The sequence below is a fragment of the Mycobacterium sp. BMJ-28 genome (assembly GCF_054404835.1).
The window spans coordinates 2507498-2525075 of sequence record NZ_CM136783.1 but is presented as its reverse complement, the minus strand read 5'-3'; the positions used below and the strand labels follow the sequence as shown (position 1 = coordinate 2525075).

The following is a 17578-nucleotide window of genomic DNA, read 5'->3' as shown; positions in this document are numbered from 1 at the left end:
AAAGCTGTGCGGGCCCTTCTACTTTCGGACGGTGACGTGGGTGCGCGCATGGGCGACGGCGTCATCGAGATCGTCGACCAGATGATTCGCGTGCCGTAACGCCTCGATGACACCGACGTTGGTGAGCAGTTCTCGATGCTCGGACCGGATGCCCTTGATGATGACGGTGATGCCCCGGATTTCGAAGTCCCGGGCGATCTGGGCCAAGGTGTGTGCGCCGGTGGCGTCGAGCATCCCCAGTTGGGACAGCCGGATGATCACCACCGTGGTGGCGGGGTGGCGCTCGTCGACGATCTCGGACGAGATCCTTTCCGCGGCACCGAAGAACATCGCACCGTCGAGCCGAAGGAGGGCGATCTGCTCGTCCCCCGGCTGGGCCGGGCCGGGCAGATCCTCCCGGGTGACGCTGCTCCGCCGGGCCAGGGTGTGCAGCGCGAACACGGCCGTGACGGCGATACCGATTTCGACGGCCTCGATCAGATCGAAGCAGACGGTCACCAGGGCGGTCAGTGCGAAGGTGATGGCGCCGGATCGGGTGGACCGCAGAATCCGCACCATGGTGTGCCACGCGATCATCCGGCACGCGGTCACCATCAGCACCGCCGCCAACGCGGCCAGCGGGATGGCCCCGACCGGACCGCTGACCAGGTAGACCACCGCCAGCAGCAGGATCGCGTGCACGATGGCCGCGAACCTGGTCCGCGCCCCCGAGCGGACGTTGACCGCCGTCCGCGCTATGGCGCCGGTCGCCGGCATACCACCGAACACACCGGACGCGATGGACGCCAGTCCCTGCCCGAACAACTCCCGATTCGGGTCATAGGGCCCGGTCGGTGACATGGTCGCCGCGACCCGCGCCGAAAGCAGGGATTCGATCGCAGCCAGCGCGGCGATCGCCAGAGCCGCCCCGGCGAGGCCACGCAGCGCTGTCAGATCGGCCTGCGGCCACACCGGCGCGGGCAGTTGCGCCGGCAAGGCGCCGATCCGTGCGGTCGACAGCCCCGCGGCGGCCACCAGGACGGTGGCGGCCACCACGGCCAGCAGCGACGCCGGCACCGCCGGATGTATCCGCGGCAGGACCGCCATCAGCGCCACCGCCACGACCACGACGCCGAGCGCGGGGCCGGCCGTGGCGACATCGACCCTGGGGAGCACGGTGATCACCGCGGCCAGGGGTGACTCGCCCCGAGGTACCGGCTGTCCGAGCGCGGCGGGGATCTGCTGAAGGAAGATGATCACCGCGATGCCGAGGGTGAATCCCTCGATCACCGGCCACGGCAGAAACGTGACTGCCCGTCCCAGACCGGCGACGCCCGCGACCACGACGATGACCCCGGCCAGCACGGTGACCAGTGCCACGCTGCTCACCCCGTACTGGGTGACGATCGGGGCCAGGACCACTGCCATGGCGCCGGTAGGCCCGGACACCTGGACGTGCGAACCACCGAACACCGCCGCCACCACGCCCGCCACCACCGCGGTGACCAGTCCGGCGGCGGCTCCGACACCGGAGCTGATGCCGAAGGCCAATGCCAGCGGCAGCGCGACCACGCCGACGGTGGCGCCGGCGAGCGCGTCGCGACGCCACGACCGGGTCAGGCCGGCGTAGTCACCGCGCCTGGGCAGCAATCCCAGTACGGCAAGCGCCTGCCCGCTCATCAGCGCGTGCCGATGGGCGGCAGCGACCGCACGGCTTCGAGCTGATCACGCCGGGTCGCCAGGGTGGCGGTGAGGAAGGCCCGCGCGATGCGCAGCAGCTCGGCGATCTCCGGGTGCGCCAGTTCGTAGAAGACGGCGTTGCCGACGCGCCTGCCACGGACCACATTGTGGCGTTTGAGGACGGCCAGGTGCTGCGACAGCACCGTCGGCTCGATCTCGCTGTCCCCCAGGATCGCGCTCACCGGGACGGGATCGTCACTCGTCGAGAGGATTTCCAGCACCCGGATCCGCGCCGGATGGGCCAGCGCCTTGAACAGGTTGGCCTTGATCTCATACAGCGGTCGCCCGGGACCGTCCAGAACGCTGTCGGGCACGATGGGCACTCCCCCGATTTGATGGATTGAGATAATTCGCAATTCATCATATCGCGAACTACGCTGCCCAAATGTCCAGCGATCAGACTCCCCGCCCGCTTCAGTACGTTGCGTACTGCTACGGCAGACGGTTACCCGACTCGATGCGCCCGTGGGTGGCCCGGGATCTGGCCGGGCCCGGCGCCACGGTCCGCATGATGGTCCGGGTCGCGATACCGGCGATCCTCATCCTGGCACCGATCTGGTTCATCCCGATGTCGTTGTACCTGCACGCCAGCATGACGCTGCCGATCTTCCTGCCGTTCGTGTACTTCTCGCACGCGCTCAACAAGATCTGGCGCCGGCACATGCTCGTCAAACACGGGCTGGATCCGCGCCTGGTCGATGAGCTGTCCCGGAAGAAGAACGCGCACATCCACGAGGCCTACGAGCGGCGGTACGGTCCCCGCACGGGTCCAGCCGGCAGCCACGACCTGTGATGGGCTAAGCGGCGGCTGTTCCGGTGACGGCGTGCAACTCGCGCAGGTAGAACCACGGCAGGGCGGGCATCGCGACGGTGATGATGCCGCCGACGATGTAGGCGGCCCAGGCTGCGGTGTCACTGCCGGTCGCCATCAGGTAGGTGCCGATACCGACGGCCAGCGCCCCGGCACCGGTGGCGCTCCCGATCGCGGCCGCGCACTGCACGTACACCTGATCGACGATCGCAGGCAGGGCCGGCCGCCTGCCGTCAGAACCGGCGGCGGTGACCGCACGGCGCCGGCCTGCAGGCCGGCCGGCGATGGCCGCGATATCGTCGGCCGCCGATCCCGTGCCGCCACCGGCTACTCCGCGCACGGGGCGCTGGGTGTTCTCCCGGCGCGCGCGGATCAACAGCGGGATGGCCGCGGCGATCACCACCGCCGACACCCCGATCACGGTGTACAGCACCCAGGGCGTGTCCGAGCCGGACAGCTCGGCGCGCACCGAACCGCGCCCGTTGCTCAGATCGACCAGTGCGACGGTGGCCGCCACCCCGGCGCCGAGGGCGAGCAGCCAGACACCGGCGCACACGCCGGCCAGGATGCGGTCCAGATTCTCCGGGCCGGCAAGCGTTCTCTCGTCGCGCATCAGCAGCTCGTCTGTGCGGCGTTGCCGGTGTTGGACGACAGCACCGTGCCGTCGCTGGTGGTGATCGCGCAGTTCAGCCGGCTCACCAGGAAGAGGCTGGAGGCCTGCACGGATCCCACCTCCGATTGGGAGATCGGCGTGACCGTCAGCGACCACGGGATGTAGACGTTGCGCTGGGTGCGGCTGCGACCGGACGCGTCGATATAGGTGACGGTGATGATGTCTCCGGGTGCCTTGGTTCCGGTGACCGAGTAGGTCACCTGGCGTGGCCCGGCGGGCGCAGTGCTCGTCGGGGGTGGCGGGGCCGCCGAGGTGGTCGCCGGGGGCGGCGTCTCGGTGGGCGCCGGGGGTGGCGGCGGGGGCGGTGGCTCCTGAGTGACCGTGACCGTCTCCGGTGGGGGCGGCGGGGGCTCCTCGGTCGTCGGCGGGGGCGGTGGCTCGGGGCTCGGCGGCGGGGGCGGCGTGGTGGTGGTGATCTCGTCCTGTACCGGCGGCGCCGACTTGGTGGTGGACGTGCCCGGATTGGCCAGGTTGGTGTTGTCGGTGCGGGTCACCAGCACTGCTACCGATGCCACCAGCGCGACAGCGGCGACGATCGCGACGACGCCGACCACCCACGGCCAGCGTGGCGGGCTGTCCGGTGTGTCGTCGACCGCGGGGTCGTAGCTGTCGTAGTCGTAGAGCGCCGGGTCCGGCGGTACGTACGGTGAGCTGACGAACTGCTCGGACTCCGGTGCGGAGTACGCCCGCGAATGGATCTCCGTCTCGCCGGTGCTCGGTGCCGGCTCATTGCCCGCGCCGGGTTTCTCCGGTCCTGAAGGCCCGCTCATCTCACACTAACCCTCGGCCTATCCGTCTCGACTGTTGCCTCGGCAACACTACCCAACCAGGTGACGCGAGCGGATCAGGCGAGGCGGCACATCAGCGAACTGACGCCTGGTTGTGACCTGCGGTAGGCGTCAGTGCTTTTCGGGGCCGATGTAGTACTCGAAGACCAGCCCACCTGCGGTGAACAGCACGAAGCAGATCCCGGCCACGATCAGCCAGGGCAGCCACAGGGCGGCGCCGACGGCGGCGGTCGAGAAGGACAGTGCGATCAGCACCGGCCACCAGCTGTGCGGGCTGAAGAAGCCCAGCTCGCCGGCGCCATCGCTGATCTCGGCGTCCTCGTAATCCTCGGGCCGGGTGTCCAGCCGCCGGGCCACGAACCGGAAGAACGTGCCGGTGATCAGGGTCAGCCCGGTGGTCAGCACCAGCGCGACCGTACCGGCCCATTCGATCCCGCCGTTGGCGAAGAGCGCCGTGAGCACGCCGTACACCACGGCGGCCAGGGCGAAGAACGCCGTCAGGAACTCGAACAACCGCGCTTCGATATGCATGAGTTGTCCTTACTTGCTCGCCTGGGCGGGGGGCACGCCGACCTGTTCGCCGCGCCGGGTGTCGAACGGATGCGTGGTGACCGCCAGTGGATTCTGGTTGATCGCCTGCAGCGCTTCGGCATTGGTCTTACCGGCCTGCCGCTGCTGCAGGTAGGCCTTGAAATCGTTGGGCTCCACGACCCGCACTTCGAAGTTCATCATCGAGTGGTAGGTGCCGCACATCTCGGTGCACCGCCCGACGAACGCACCGGTCTCCTGGATCTCGCTGACCTGGAAGACGTTGTCGGAGTTGTTCGCCTTGGGGTCGGGCATCACGTCGCGCTTGAACAGGAACTCCGGCACCCAGAAACCGTGGATCACGTCGGCCGAGGCGATCTGGAACTCGATGCGCTTGCCCTTGGGCAGCACCAGGATCGGGATCTCGGTGGACGTACCGAGGGTCTCGACCTTGTCGAAGTTCAGGTAGGTGCGGTCCTCGGGGTTGAGGCCGCGGATGGCGCCGATGCGCTCTTCGCCGTGCTCGTCCACGCCCTCTGGCTTGGACGTCATCGCGGCCTTCTTCTCCGCGTCGACGCCGTCGTAGCTGAAGGTGCCGTCGCCGAAGGCGATCTTCTGGTAGCCGAACTTCCAGTTCCACTGGAAGGCGGTGACGTCGATGACGACCTCGGGGTTGGGATCCTTGTGCAGCATCTTCTCCTGCACCACGACGGTGAAGTAGAAGAGCACCGAGATGATCAGGAACGGCACCACGGTCAGCACCAGTTCCAGCGGCATGTTGTAGCCGAACTGGCGCGGCAGCTCGGTGTCGGTCTTCTTCTTCCGGTGGAAGGCGCTGGCCCAGAAGATGAGCGCCCAGACGATGGCACCCACGACGAACGACGCGATCACCGACCAGACCCACAGGTCGCGGTTGAGCTTTCCTTCAGGCGTGATTCCGGTGGGCCAGCCGAGGCCGAACACCTCCTGCCAGCTGCATCCGCTGAGCAGGATTGTCATCCCGCCCAACACCACTGACAACGCCACCAACTTGCAGCCGCGAGCGGTCACGTTGGCGCCTCCTATAGAAGTCGGTGGACCGTCGAGCGGTCGGTCGGCTCTGTATGTACTACGCAGCGTAGACCACCCGTACGCGAAGCCGCGAAGCGACCGGGGCAAGTCGACCAACATCCAGGTGAATCGGCATACTGGCCCGGTGTGCGGACTGCTGGCCTACCTGACCGACCCGTCCGTTGAGGTCTCCCCGACCCTGGTCGACGCGGTGTCCGGGGCGTCGCATCTGATGCGCCATCGGGGCCCCGACGAGCCCGGCACCTGGGCCGATGACGATGTGGTGCTGGGGTTCAACCGGCTCTCGATCATCGATATCGCCCACAGTCACCAGCCGTTGCGCTGGGGGCCGCCGGAGACGCCGGACCGCTACGCGCTGGTGTTCAACGGTGAGATCTACAACTACCTCGAACTACGTGAAGCGCTGCGGTCCGAACACGGCGCGGTGTTCCACACCGAGGGCGACGGCGAGGCGATCGTCGCGGGCTACCACCACTGGGGTACCGAAGTGCTGGGCCGGCTGCGCGGGATGTTCGCCTTCACGTTGTGGGACACCCAGACCCGCGAGCTGATCTGCGCGCGCGACCCGTTCGGGATCAAGCCGCTGTACCTGGCCACCGGACCGGGCGGCACCGTGCTGGGCAGCGAGAAGAAGTGCCTGGTGGACCTGGCGCCGACGGCCGGCCTGGACCTGGACATCGACGAGCGCGCCGTGCAGCACTACACCGTGTTGCAGTACGTCCCGGAGCCCGAAACGCTGCAGCGGGGCATCCGGCGGCTGGAGTCGGGCAGCTACGCCCGGATCCGTCCGGGATCGGCGCCGGAGATCACCCGGTACTTCACCCCCCGCTTCGCTGCGGTCCCGTTCCGGGCCGGCGACGAGCAGGCCCGCTACGACGAGATCACCGCGGTTCTGGAGGATTCGGTCGCCAAGCACATGCGCGCCGACGTCACCGTGGGCGCGTTCCTGTCCGGCGGCATCGACTCGACGGCCATCGCCGCGCTGGCGATGCGGCACAACCCGCGGCTGATCACCTTCACCACCGGTTTCGAGCGGGAGGGCTTCTCCGAGGTCGACGTCGCCGTCGCCTCGGCCGAGGCGATCGGCGCGCGGCATGTCACCAAGGTGGTGAGCGCGGCCGAGTTCGTCGCCGCGCTGCCCGAGATCGTCTGGTATCTCGACGAACCGGTCGCCGACCCGGCACTGGTGCCGTTGTTCTTCATCGCCCGCGAGGCGCGCAAACACGTCAAGGTGGTGTTGAGCGGCGAGGGCGCAGACGAACTGTTCGGTGGTTACACGATCTACCGGGAACCGTTGTCGCTCAAGGCTTTCGACTATCTGCCCCGACCGGTGCGGCGATCGCTCGGCAAGGCGTCCAAACCACTGCCCGACGGTATGCGCGGTAAGAGCCTGTTGCACCGCGGATCGCTGACTCTCGAAGAGCGCTATTACGGCAACGCCCGCAGCTTCTCCGACGACCAGTTGCGCACCGTGCTGCGCCAGTTCAATCCGAACTGGACCCACACCGATGTGACGGCCGGGCTGTATGCCGCGTCGGCGGGCTGGGATCCGGTGGCGCGCATGCAGCACATCGATCTGTTCACCTGGTTACGCGGCGACATCCTGGTCAAGGCCGACAAGATGACGATGGCCAATTCACTGGAGCTGCGGGTGCCGTTCCTGGACCCCGAGGTGTTCGCGGTGGCGTCCCGGCTGCCCTATGACCAGAAGATCACCCGCACCACCACCAAGTACGCGCTGCGCCGCGCACTGGAACCGATCGTGCCCGCACATGTGCTCAACCGGGCGAAGCTGGGCTTCCCGGTGCCGATCCGGCACTGGCTCAAGGCCGGCGAGCTACTGGATTGGGCGTATGCGATGGTGGCCACCTCGCAGACCGGTGAACTGATCGACCTGGCGGCGGTGCGGACCATGCTCGACGAGCATCGCGCCGGACAGGCCGATCACAGTCGCCGGTTGTGGACGGTACTGATCTTCATGCTGTGGCACGCCATCTTCGTCGAAGGCAGCGTGACACCGCAGATCAGCGAACCGACCTACCCCGTGCAGATTTAAAGCGCCGCGGCGATCTCGGCGGCCGCCTCGGCGCCGTAGGCATCGGCGATGCGGGCGATGCCGGCGTCCTTGTCCCAGGTCCATTCCTGCGGGCCGGTGGTTTCCAACACCAGCACGGCCACCAGCGAGGCCAGCTGCGCGGAGCGCTCCAGGCTCAGTCCGGCGGACCGCCCGGTGAGGAAACCGGCACGGAAGGCGTCGCCGATACCGGTCGGGTCGGCCTGATGGGTTTCGGGCACCACGTCGACGTGCACGAAGGTGCCGTCCGAGGACACCAGGTCCACCCCCTTGGCACCGAGGGTGGTGACGCGCAGACCGATCTGGCCCATCACCTGGGCTTCGCTCAGGCCGGACTTCTGCAGCAGCAGGTCCCATTCGTAGTCGTTGGTGAACAGGTAGGTGGCACCGTCGATGAGTGCGCGGATCTCCTCGCCGTTCAGGCGAGCCAGCTGCTGGGAGGGGTCGGCGGCGAATGCCAGGCCCAGGCTGCGGCATTCCTGCGTGTGGGCGAACATGGCCTCCGGGTCGTTGGCGCCGACGATCACCAATTCCGGTGCGCCGGTGCGTGATACGACGTCGGCCAGCTTGATATTGCGCGCCTCGGACATCGCGCCCGGGTAGAACGAGGCGATCTGGGCCATGTCGACGTCGGTGGTGCAGACGAACCGGGCGGTGTAGGCCTGGTCGGAGATCAGCACGTTGTCGGTGTTGACGCCGTGGTCGTTGAGCCACTGCCGGTAGTCGGAGAAGTCCGATCCGGCCGCGCCGACTAGGGCCGCCTTGCCGCCGAGGACGCCGATGGCGAAGGCCATGTTGCCGGCGACGCCGCCGCGGTGGATGACCAGGTCGTCGACCAGAAAGCTCAGCGACACCTTCTGCAGATGTTCGGGCAGCAGCTGCTCGGAGAACTTGCCGGGGAACTTCATCAGATGGTCGGTCGCGATCGAACCGGTCACCGCAATGGTCACAACGTCGCCCTTCATTTTCGTTAACGAATCTAACTAGCGTACGGGTGTGCGCCGACGGGGATATCCGTTGCGGTGCGCTAGCCTGCCTGCAAGTCCAATTGACGGTCGTGTCCGACCGGCGAGTCCAAGCCTAGACACCGAAACGTATCCGATGTCATTTCCTCCTCAGGGATTTCCACCGCACCAGTTCCCCGCTTCCTACCCTGGCATGCTTCCACCGCCGGTGCAGTACCCGAAGCGCAGGCGCTGGCCGCTGTTCGCGACGATTGCGGCCGTCATCGCGGTGATCGCCGCGGTGGCCACCGTCGTGGTGGTGGTCGGGGGCCGGTCCGAGACGCGTACGCCGATCACCGCGGCCACCGCCCAACCGGCGATCCAGGAGTTTCTCGACGCGTTGGCCGACGGCGACGAACAGACCATCGCCCGGCACACGCTCTGCGGGCTCTACGACGCGGTCAAGAACCACGATTCCGATCTGGCCCTGGCCGATATGAGCGGCGACGCGTTCCGCAAGCAGTACAAAAACGTGCAGGTGACATCGATCGACAAGATCGTCTACCTGTCCCCGGATCAGGCGCAGGTGCTGTTCAGCATGAAGGGCACGCCGGCGCCGTCCGGGCGGATGCCCGCATCCACGGGCGACGAGCACCAGGCGGTTGCCCAGCTACTGGCGCAGGACAACCGGATCCTGGTCTGCTCGTATGTCCAGCGAACCGACTAGGTCAGTTGAACGAGTCGCCGCAGGCGCACGAGCCGGTGGCGTTGGGGTTGTCGATGGTGAAGCCCTGCTTCTCGATGGTGTCGACGAAGTCGATGGTGGCGCCCTGGATGTACGGCGCGCTCATCCGGTCGACGGTCAGTGCCACACCACCGAAATCGGTGGTCAGGTCGCCGTCGAGGTTGCGGTCGTCGAAGAACAGGTTGTAGCGCAGACCGGCACAGCCACCCGGCTGCACGGCGATCCGCAGCGCCAGGTCATCGCGGCCCTCCTGGTCCAGCAGGGCCTTCGCCTTGGCGGCGGCCGCGTCGGTCAGCACCGCACCGTGGGTTTCGGTGGTGGTGTCGTCCTGAACAGTCATTGCGTCTCCCTGTTGCGGTAGTGCATTCGCGATGTCTTCAACGGTACCTTGTCCGGGCACTATTCCCGAGTCTCAGGCCACAGCCGTGCGGTGCGCTCGGCCAGCCCGGTCAGCTGATCGGCGGCCTCGGCGATGGCCCGCTCCACCGACCCGGCGTACTCGGTGATCGAATACGCCGCCGCGATGCCCTCCGCGGCGAGCACCGCCGGCGCCAGCGTGACCTGACCTGCCAGGACCAGTACCGGCGTGCCGCGGCCCCGGGCGCCGGCCGCCAGCGCGCTGACCACCTTGCCGTGCAGCGACTGGTCATCGAATCTGCCCTCACCGGTGATGACGAGGTCGGCCGCCGCCACGTCGCCGGCCAGCCCGGTGTGCTCGGCGATCACCGCCGCCCCGGATTCCCGGCGGCCGCCGAGCGCCAACAGCGCCGCGCCGATCCCGCCGGCCGCACCCGCACCCGGCCCGCCGGCGATGCCGGGCCCGAGCTCGGCAGCCCATTCCGTCAGCCGACGTTCCAGCACGGCCACCGTTTCCGGGTCGGCGCCCTTCTGCGGCCCGAACACCGGCGCCGCGCCCATCGGACCCAGCAACGGGTGCTCGACATCACTTGCGGCGATCAGCTCGACCCCGGCCAGCCGGTCCCGGGCGGCCGGCAATCCACCCAGCGCCTCGACCAGCCCCCGCCCGCCGTCGGTGCAGCTGCTGCCGCCCAGCCCGACGGCGATCCGGCGGGCGCCGGCATCCAGTGCCGCGGCGATCAGCTCGCCCACTCCCCTGCTGTGCGCCGCCAGCGCCGTGGCCACCGTCGGCGGCCCACCCAGCAGCGTCAGCCCGCACGCCTGCGCGCATTCGAGGTAACCGGTGTCGCCGTGCAACACCCATTCGGCTGTCACGACCTCGTCCAGCGGTCCGCTCACCCGGGCCTGCCGCAGCCCGCCCAGCCGGCTGGCCAACACGTCCACGAAGCCGGGACCGCCATCGGACTGGGGTGCCAGGGTGAAGGTGTCGCCGTCCCGCGCCCGGGCCCAGCCGGTCGCGATGGCCTCGGCGGCCTGCACCGCGGTCAGGCTGTCACCGAAACAGTCGGGGGCCACCAGCACATGCATTCGGCCAGCGTAGGGCGTCGGCTCCGGAGCCGCATACCAACGAAATCGCGTTCGGAAGTACCCTGTGAGCGTGAATCTGCTGGGCCGCAAGAAGGACAATCCACAACCGGAGGACGTATCGTCCGCCGGCGCCTCCGGCGGGCCGGGTACCGACGGTGATATCGGACCGACCGCGGGCAAGGGTCGGCCCACCCCGAAACGCAGCGAGGCCGCCCGCAAGCGCGGGCCCGTCGCTCCCGCGCCGCTGACCACCGCGGAAGCCCGTAAGCGCCGTAAGGAGCTGGCCGCGTCCAAGCCCAAGCTGAGCAAGGACGAGCGCAAGGCCGAGAAGGTGACCCGGCGCGCCGAGATGGCCGAACGCCGCGAGCGGATGATGGCCGGCGACGACGCCTATCTGCTGCCGCGGGACAAGGGTCCGGTGCGCCGCTACGCCCGCGACATCGTGGACTCCCGGCGCAACCTGCTCGGACTGTTCATGCCGGTCGCGTTGGGGCTGGTGCTCATCACGCTGGCGGTGCCCGCGGTCGCCGTGCAGCGCTACGTCTCCTACGGGATGCCGGTCCTGCTGGTGATCATGGCCATCGACGGCGTGCTGGTGGGCCGTCAGGTGAACCGCAAGGTCGACGAGAAGTTCCCGGCCAACACCGAAAGCGGCCTCAAACTCGGCTTCTACGCCGCCAGCCGTGCCTCCCAGCTGCGCCGCATGCGTGCCCCGCGTCCGCTGGTCAATCGCGGCGACGACGTCTGAGCGTGCGGGTACTGGTCCTGGGCGGTATCCGTTCGGGCAAATCGCGCTGGGCCGAGACCGATATCGCCGGCGACACGGTGCGCTACCTGGCCACCGGCCGCACCGACGCCGGCGACCCGGACTGGTCCCGGCGCGTGGCGGCCCACCGCGGCCGCCGGCCGGCACACTGGACGACCGTCGAAACCGCCGATGTGGCAACGCAATTGCGCGCCGACACGCACACCGCCACGCTGGTCGACGATATCGGTGGCTGGCTGACCGCGACGATGGACCGGCTGGACGCCTGGACCGGCGGATCGGTGCGCGACGACGTCGACGAACTCTGCGCGGCGGTCACAGGATTCGGTGGGAAGCTGACCCTGGTGAGCCCCGAGGTGGGGCTCACCGTGGTGCCCGCGACAGCGGGCGGCCGGCTGTTCGCCGATGAACTGGGCACGCTGAACCAGCGCTTGGCGGCACTGTGCGACCGGGTGATCCTGGTCGTCGCCGGACAACCCTTAGTGGTCAAGGAGGCCAGGTGAGCGCGTTTCCCGGGATCATCCCGCCCGACGCGGAGGCCCGCCGGGCGGCCGTGGCCCGGCAGGGCACGCTGACCAAGCCACCCGGCTCACTGGGCCGGCTGGAGGAACTGTCGGTGTGGGTGGCCTCCTGTCAGGGTGTGTGCCCGCCGCGCCAGTTCGAGCGCGCCCGGGTGGTGGTGTTCGCCGGTGACCACGGCGTGACCGCCGCCGGGGTGTCGGCCTTCCCGCCCGAGGTCACCACGCAGATGGTGGCCAACTTCGATGCCGGCGGCGCGGCCATCAACGTGCTGGCGACGATCGCCGGCGCCACCGTCCGGGTCGCCGATATCGCGGTGGACGCCGAACCGCTGAGCCCGGCCGTCGGTGCGCACAAGGTGCGCCGCGGCAGCGGCAACATCGCGGTCGAGGACGCATTGACCGCCGAGGAGGCCGCCGCCGCGATCGAGGCAGGCCGCCGGATCGCCGATGAAGAGGTCGACGGTGGCGCCGACCTGCTCATCGCCGGCGATATGGGCATCGGGAACACCACGCCCGCAACCACTTTGATCGCCGCTGTGACCCGGTCCGAACCGGTGACGGTGGCCGGCCGCGGCACCGGGATCGACGATGCCGGCTGGGCCCGCAAGGTATCGGCCATCCGCGACGCGCTGTACCGGGCCCGCACTCACACCGCCGACCCGCAGGCGCTGCTGCGGGTGTGCGGCGGCGCGGATCTGGCCGCGATGGCCGGTTTCCTGGCCCAGGCCGCGGTGCGGCGCACCCCGGTACTGCTGGACGGCGTGGTGGTCACCGCCGCGGCGCTGGTCGCCGATCTGCTGGCGCCCGGGGCGCGGGCCTGGTGGCAGGCCGGGCACCGCTCCACCGAACCGGCCCACACGCTGGCGCTGGACCATCTCGAGCTGACGCCGATCGTCGATCTGGGCATGCGCCTGGGCGAGGGCACCGGCGCCGCGGTGGCCCTGCCGATCGTGCGTGCCGCGGTGGCCACGCTTGCCGAGATGGCCACCTTCGGCGAAGCCGGAGTATCCGACGCGTGATGCATCCGGCTCTGTGATCGGCTCGCTCGCTTCGGCTTTCGCCTTCGGCACGGTGCTGCCGCTGCGAGTGCATCAGCCGTTCGGCCGGGGAGCCCTGACGGCGCTGCCGGTGGTGGGAGCCGCACTGGGCGCACTGGCCGCGCTGACGGTGTGGGGCGCCGCGCACTGGTATGACGCCGGCGCGCTGCCCGGTCTGCTCGCCGTGGCGCTGCTGTTGTTGTGCACCCGCGGCCTGCACATCGACGGCCTGTCGGACACCGTCGACGGGCTCGGTTGTTACGGGCCACCCGAACGCGCGCTGGCAGTGATGCGCGGTGGCACCGCGGGACCGTTCGGGGTGGCGGCCGTGGCACTGGCGATCGTGTTGCAGGGCTTGACCTTCGGCGCGCTGAGCCCGGCCGCGGTGGTGGTCGCGGTCACCGCGGGCCGGGTGGCGGCGGTGCTGACCTGCCGGCGTGGTGTGCCCGCGGCCGCGGGCAGCACGCTGGGTTCGCTGGTGGCCGGATCGGTGCCGTGGTGGGTGGCGGCGGGCTGGACGGTGGCGTTGGCCGGCGCCGCCGCCGCGGCGACACCCCGGCCGTGGCAGGGGCCGTTGGTGGTGCTGGCGGCACTGGCGGTGACCGCGGTGTTGGTGGCCCACTGTGTCCGCCGCTTCGGCGGCATCACCGGTGATGTGCTGGGCGCCGCATCGGAGATCACCACGACGCTGGTGGCGCTGGGACTGGCCGCGAGCTGAGTACAGTCGAGACTGTGATTGCGCTGGCCGACCATTTCGCCCGCACGCTGCCCGAACTGTCCGTGGCCTGGCAGGCGCAGACCGCAACCGATCCGGCGTTGCTGGTGCTCAACGAACCGCTGGCCGCCGAATTGGGCCTCGATGTCGACTGGCTGCGCAGCGATGCGGGGCTGGGCCTGCTGACCGGGACGACGCTGCCCGAGGGCACCAGCCCGGTGGCGCAGGCCTACGCCGGGCACCAGTTCGGCGGGCTGGTGCCGCGTCTGGGCGACGGCCGCGCACTGCTCCTCGGCGAGCTGCCCGACGGCCGCGACCTGCACCTCAAGGGTTCCGGGCGGACGCCGTTCGCACGCGGCGGGGACGGGCTGGCCGCGGTGGGACCGATGTTGCGCGAGTACGTGATCAGTGAGGCCATGCACGCGCTGGGCATCCCCACCACCCGCGCGTTGGCGGTGGTGGCCACCGGCGTGACCGTACATCGCGAGACCCCGCTGCCGGGCGCCGTGCTGGCCCGGGTGGCCGCCAGCCACCTGCGGGTCGGCAGTTTTCAGTACGCGGCGCTGAGCGGCGACGCAAAGCTGTTGCGGCGCTTGGCCGATTACGCCATCGAACGGCACCACCCGGACGCCGGGGCGGCCGTCAACCCCTACCTCGCCCTGCTCGAGTCGGTGCTCACCGTTCAGGCGTCGCTCATCGCACGCTGGATGGCCGTCGGATTCATCCACGGCGTGATGAACACCGACAACATGACCATCTCCGGCGAGACCATCGACTACGGACCGTGCGCGTTCATGGAGTCCTACGACCCGGCCACGGTGTTCAGTTCGATCGACAGCTGGGGCCGCTACGCCTACGGCAACCAGCCGGCGGTGGCGGCCTGGAATCTGGCTCGCTTCGCCGAGACGCTGCTACCGCTGATCGATCCGGACCCCGAGGCCGCGATCGCGGCGGCCACCGACACCCTGGAGTCCTTCAAGGATCATTACCAGCGGGCGTTTCATGCTCAGATGAGCACCAAACTGGGCCTCGCGCAGGTGGATCCGGCGCTCGTCGGGGATCTGCTGGTTCTCCTGGAGCAGCATCGGCCCGATTTCACGTCGTTCTTCCGGGCGTTGAGCGGCGGCACGGTACCCGAGGGATTCGACGATTGGGCCCAACGCTGGCGGGCCCTGGACCCCGATACCGGCGCGATGGACCGGGTCAACCCGCTCTACATTCCGCGCAACCACCTGGTCGAGGAAGCCCTCGCCGCGGCCACCGCGGGGGATCCCGGCCCGGTGCGGGATCTGGTCGCCACGGTGCGGGCACCCTTCACCGAACGGCCCGGCGCGGCGCGTTACGCCGAGCCGGCCCCCGCGGATTTCGCGTCGTGTTACCGGACGTTCTGCGGCACCTGACCGCCGTTCACCCGAAACCGGCGGTACCGCATAATGCAGGGATGACCAGTTCGACCATGCGCGCCGTGACCTGTCACGCCGGCTCCCTCGACGTCGTCGACCTGCCGGCCCCGCGGCCGGCCAAAGGTCAGCTCGTCATCGATGTCGCGCGCGCCGGGATCTGCGGCTCCGACCTGCACGCCCGTCTGCACGCCGACGAACTGAAGGGCGTGATGGACGAGATCGGCTATCCCGATTTCATCCACAGCGCCGCCACGGTCGTGCTGGGTCACGAATTCTGCGGCGAGGTCGCCGAACGCGGCAAGGGCGCGGCCGGTGAGTTCAAGGTCGGCACCCCGGTGGCGGTGTTCCCGATGCTGCGTGCGCACGGCGGGGTGCACATGACGGGACTCTCGCCACTGGCACCCGGCGGGTACGCCGAGCAGACCCTGGCCGAGGCCTCGATGACGTTCGCCATCCCCAACGGCCTGTCCATGGACATCGCGGCGCTGACCGAACCCATGGCGGTCGCGCTGCACGCCGTGCGGCGCAGCGATATCTCCCGGCGCGACACCGCCGTCGTCATCGGCTGCGGACCGCTGGGCCTGGCGGTCATCTGCCACCTCAAGGCGCGCGGCGTGAAAACCATCGTGGCCAGCGACTTCTCCCCCGGCCGGCGGGCGCTGGCCGCCCGCTGCGGTGCCGACGTCGTCATCGACCCGGCGGTGGACTCCCCGTACGAGGCGGAGGCCGTGCTCAAGAAGGGCACCATCACCGAGGCGCCCGCCCTGTTCGAGCTCGCCGTCGGGTCCATGGAGAAACTGCGCAAGGTGCCGGGCTGGGTGCACCTGTACCGGATGGTCGACTCACTCGGTGGGGCGAACCCGAAGCGCCCCATCGTGTTCGAGTGCGTGGGCGTGCCGGGCATGATCGACGGGGTGATCGCCGCGTCCCCGCTGGGCACCCGCGTCGTGGTGGTCGGACTGTGCATGGGCCAGGACAAGCTGCGCCCGTCGATGGCGATCGGCAAGGAGATCGATCTGCGGTTCGTGTTCGGCTACACGCCGCTGGAATTCCGCGACACCCTGCACCTGCTGGCCGACGGCAAGCTCGACGCGGCGCCGCTGATCACCGGTACCGTCGGACTCGACGGCGTGGCAACGGCTTTCGACGAACTGGGCGACCCGGAGAAGCACGCGAAGATCCTCATCGATCCGCGCAGTGCGGCCACCGAGCCGCACTAACCGAGCTTGGCCATCCAGCCGTGCGTGTCGGCGAACGTGCCGCGCTGGATCCCGGTCAGGGTGTCGCGCAGCGCCATCGTCACCTCGCCGGGCTGCCCGTCGGCGATGGTGAATTCCCCGTCGTGGTGTTTGACATGCGACACCGGCGTGATGACCGCCGCGGTGCCGCAGGCGAACACCTCGGTGATCTCACCCGCGATGGCCTTCTTCTGCCACTCGTCGACGTCGATCTTGCGCTCTTCGACGGCGTATCCGGCGTCGGTGGCCAACTGCAGCAAGGAATCCCGGGTGATACCGGGCAACAGCGAACCGGACAGTTCCGGGGTGACCAGCCGCGCCGTGCCGCCGCTGCCGAACACGAAGAACAGGTTCATCCCGCCCATCTCTTCGACGTAGCGGCGTTCGATGGCATCCAGCCACACCACCTGGTCGCAGCCCTGCTCGGCGGCTTGGGCCTGCGCCAGCAGCGAGGCGGCGTAGTTGCCGCCGAATTTGGCCGCACCCGTACCGCCCGGCGAGGCGCGCACGTACTCGTGCGACAACCACACACTGACCGGCTTGATGCCGCCTTTGAAATAGGCACCGGCGGGCGACCCGATCACCAGGTAGCGGTACTCGTTGGCCGGGCGCACCCCCAGCCCGGGCTCGGTGGCGATGACGAAGGGCCGCAGGTACAGCGACGCCTCACCGCCGGCGGCGGGCACCCACTGGTTGTCGACGGCGATCAGCTGCCGCAGCGACTCCAGGAAGGTTTCGGTGGGCAACTCCGGAATGGCCAGCCGTCGCGCCGAGGACTGCAGCCGGGCCGCGTTGGCCTCCGGCCGGAACGACACCACCGAACCGTCGGCCCAGCGGTAGGCCTTCAGGCCCTCGAAGATTTCCTGCGCATAGTGCAGGACGATGGCCGACGGATCCAGCTGTAACGGCCCGTAGGGCAGCACCGCGGCGTTGTGCCAGCCGTCGGCCGTGGTGTAGTCGATCGACACCATGTGGTCGGTGTGGAAACGCCCGAATCCGGGGTCGGCCAGAATGCCGGTCCTTACCTCGTCGCTCGCCGGTGACGTGTTGCGGGCAAGCGTGAAGTCGAGGGGACCGTCGGTCATGGTGCCAAGTGTAT

At 69.2% G+C, this 17578-nt stretch carries 19 protein-coding genes; 9 read left to right on the top strand and 10 right to left on the bottom strand.

Going from position 1 to position 17578, the window contains the following annotated elements; all coding sequences use genetic code 11:
- Positions 1-18: 18 nt before the first annotated feature.
- Both ACXPWS_RS12425 and ACXPWS_RS12420 read right to left on the bottom strand, forming a co-directional pair.
- Positions 19-1659: a SulP family inorganic anion transporter gene (locus ACXPWS_RS12425; protein ID WP_458712713.1), complete on the bottom strand. Its 1641-nt coding sequence runs from the start codon at positions 1657-1659 to the stop codon at positions 19-21.
- Positions 1659-2033, bottom strand: coding sequence for an ArsR/SmtB family transcription factor (locus tag ACXPWS_RS12420; protein ID WP_458712712.1), 375 nt, complete (start codon positions 2031-2033; stop codon positions 1659-1661). The genes ACXPWS_RS12425 and ACXPWS_RS12420 overlap by 1 nt, the downstream gene beginning before the upstream one ends.
- Before the next feature lie 71 nt (positions 2034-2104).
- Between ACXPWS_RS12420 and ACXPWS_RS12415 the strand changes: the two genes are divergently transcribed.
- Entirely contained in the window at positions 2105-2512 is a 408-nt protein-coding gene (locus ACXPWS_RS12415; RefSeq protein WP_458712711.1) for a DUF5313 domain-containing protein, read from the top strand.
- 4 nt (positions 2513-2516) lie between these two features.
- Here ACXPWS_RS12415 and ACXPWS_RS12410 read toward each other — a convergent pair whose 3' ends face one another.
- From ACXPWS_RS12410 to ctaC, 4 genes are all read right to left on the bottom strand, one after another.
- Positions 2517-3143, bottom strand: a complete 627-nt coding sequence (locus ACXPWS_RS12410) for a DUF2561 family protein (protein WP_458712710.1) — start codon at positions 3141-3143, stop codon at positions 2517-2519.
- Complete coding sequence (locus ACXPWS_RS12405; protein WP_458712709.1) at positions 3143-3973, bottom strand: MmpS family transport accessory protein; 831 nt, start codon at positions 3971-3973, stop codon at positions 3143-3145. Before ACXPWS_RS12405 ends, ACXPWS_RS12410 begins: the two co-directional genes overlap by 1 nt.
- Positions 3974-4102: 129 nt before the next feature.
- Positions 4103-4522 carry a cytochrome c oxidase subunit 4 gene (locus ACXPWS_RS12400; protein ID WP_458712708.1) on the bottom strand — a complete coding sequence of 140 codons (420 nt, stop codon included), beginning with the start codon at positions 4520-4522 and terminating at the stop codon, positions 4103-4105.
- Positions 4523-4531: 9 nt separating this feature from the next.
- Positions 4532-5518 carry an aa3-type cytochrome oxidase subunit II gene (ctaC, locus tag ACXPWS_RS12395; protein ID WP_458713512.1) on the bottom strand — a complete coding sequence of 329 codons (987 nt, stop codon included), beginning with the start codon at positions 5516-5518 and terminating at the stop codon, positions 4532-4534.
- 196 nt (positions 5519-5714) lie between these two features.
- Between ctaC and asnB the strand changes: the two genes are divergently transcribed.
- Positions 5715-7646, top strand: a complete 1932-nt coding sequence (gene asnB / locus ACXPWS_RS12390; RefSeq protein ID WP_458713511.1) for an asparagine synthase (glutamine-hydrolyzing) — start codon at positions 5715-5717, stop codon at positions 7644-7646.
- On the opposite strand, the gene ACXPWS_RS12385 is transcribed toward asnB, so the two are convergent.
- Complete coding sequence (locus ACXPWS_RS12385; RefSeq protein WP_458713510.1) at positions 7643-8614, bottom strand: carbohydrate kinase family protein; 972 nt, start codon at positions 8612-8614, stop codon at positions 7643-7645. The two genes, asnB and ACXPWS_RS12385, sit on opposite strands and share 4 nt — an antisense overlap.
- Positions 8615-8822: 208 nt before the next feature.
- On the opposite strand from ACXPWS_RS12385, the gene ACXPWS_RS12380 reads away from it, so the two are divergent.
- On the top strand, positions 8823-9335 hold the full coding sequence (locus tag ACXPWS_RS12380) for an Rv0361 family membrane protein (protein ID WP_458712707.1): 513 nt from the start codon (positions 8823-8825) through the stop codon (positions 9333-9335).
- A 1-nt stretch (position 9336) separates the two neighbouring features.
- Here ACXPWS_RS12380 and ACXPWS_RS12375 read toward each other — a convergent pair whose 3' ends face one another.
- A complete protein-coding gene (locus ACXPWS_RS12375) occupies positions 9337-9693 on the bottom strand; it encodes an iron-sulfur cluster assembly accessory protein (RefSeq protein ID WP_458712706.1) in 357 nt (118 codons plus the stop codon).
- 59 nt (positions 9694-9752) lie between these two features.
- Entirely contained in the window at positions 9753-10799 is a 1047-nt protein-coding gene (locus ACXPWS_RS12370; protein WP_458712705.1) for a glycerate kinase family protein, read from the bottom strand.
- A gap of 70 nt (positions 10800-10869) precedes the next feature.
- Between ACXPWS_RS12370 and ACXPWS_RS12365 the strand changes: the two genes are divergently transcribed.
- The 6 genes from ACXPWS_RS12365 to ACXPWS_RS12340 are packed head-to-tail and all read left to right on the top strand — an operon-like array spanning position 10870 to position 16461.
- On the top strand, positions 10870-11547 hold the full coding sequence (locus ACXPWS_RS12365) for a DUF3043 domain-containing protein (protein ID WP_458712704.1): 678 nt from the start codon (positions 10870-10872) through the stop codon (positions 11545-11547).
- A 2-nt stretch (positions 11548-11549) separates the two neighbouring features.
- On the top strand, positions 11550-12068 hold the full coding sequence (locus ACXPWS_RS12360) for a bifunctional adenosylcobinamide kinase/adenosylcobinamide-phosphate guanylyltransferase (protein ID WP_458712703.1): 519 nt from the start codon (positions 11550-11552) through the stop codon (positions 12066-12068).
- Entirely contained in the window at positions 12065-13105 is a 1041-nt protein-coding gene (gene cobT, locus ACXPWS_RS12355) for a nicotinate-nucleotide--dimethylbenzimidazole phosphoribosyltransferase (RefSeq protein WP_458712702.1), read from the top strand. The genes ACXPWS_RS12360 and cobT overlap by 4 nt, the downstream gene beginning before the upstream one ends.
- Before the next feature lie 13 nt (positions 13106-13118).
- Positions 13119-13841 (top strand): adenosylcobinamide-GDP ribazoletransferase, encoded by a 723-nt coding sequence (locus ACXPWS_RS12350; protein WP_458712701.1) that lies wholly within the window; start codon positions 13119-13121, stop codon positions 13839-13841.
- Entirely contained in the window at positions 13838-15238 is a 1401-nt protein-coding gene (locus tag ACXPWS_RS12345; protein WP_458713509.1) for a protein adenylyltransferase SelO, read from the top strand. Before ACXPWS_RS12350 ends, ACXPWS_RS12345 begins: the two co-directional genes overlap by 4 nt.
- Before the next feature lie 56 nt (positions 15239-15294).
- Positions 15295-16461, top strand: coding sequence for a zinc-binding dehydrogenase (locus ACXPWS_RS12340; protein ID WP_458713508.1), 1167 nt, complete (start codon positions 15295-15297; stop codon positions 16459-16461).
- On the opposite strand, the gene ACXPWS_RS12335 is transcribed toward ACXPWS_RS12340, so the two are convergent.
- Positions 16458-17564, bottom strand: coding sequence for a branched-chain amino acid aminotransferase (locus ACXPWS_RS12335; RefSeq protein ID WP_458712700.1), 1107 nt, complete (start codon positions 17562-17564; stop codon positions 16458-16460). The genes ACXPWS_RS12340 and ACXPWS_RS12335 overlap by 4 nt on opposite strands.
- Between the last annotated feature and the right edge of the window lie 14 nt (positions 17565-17578).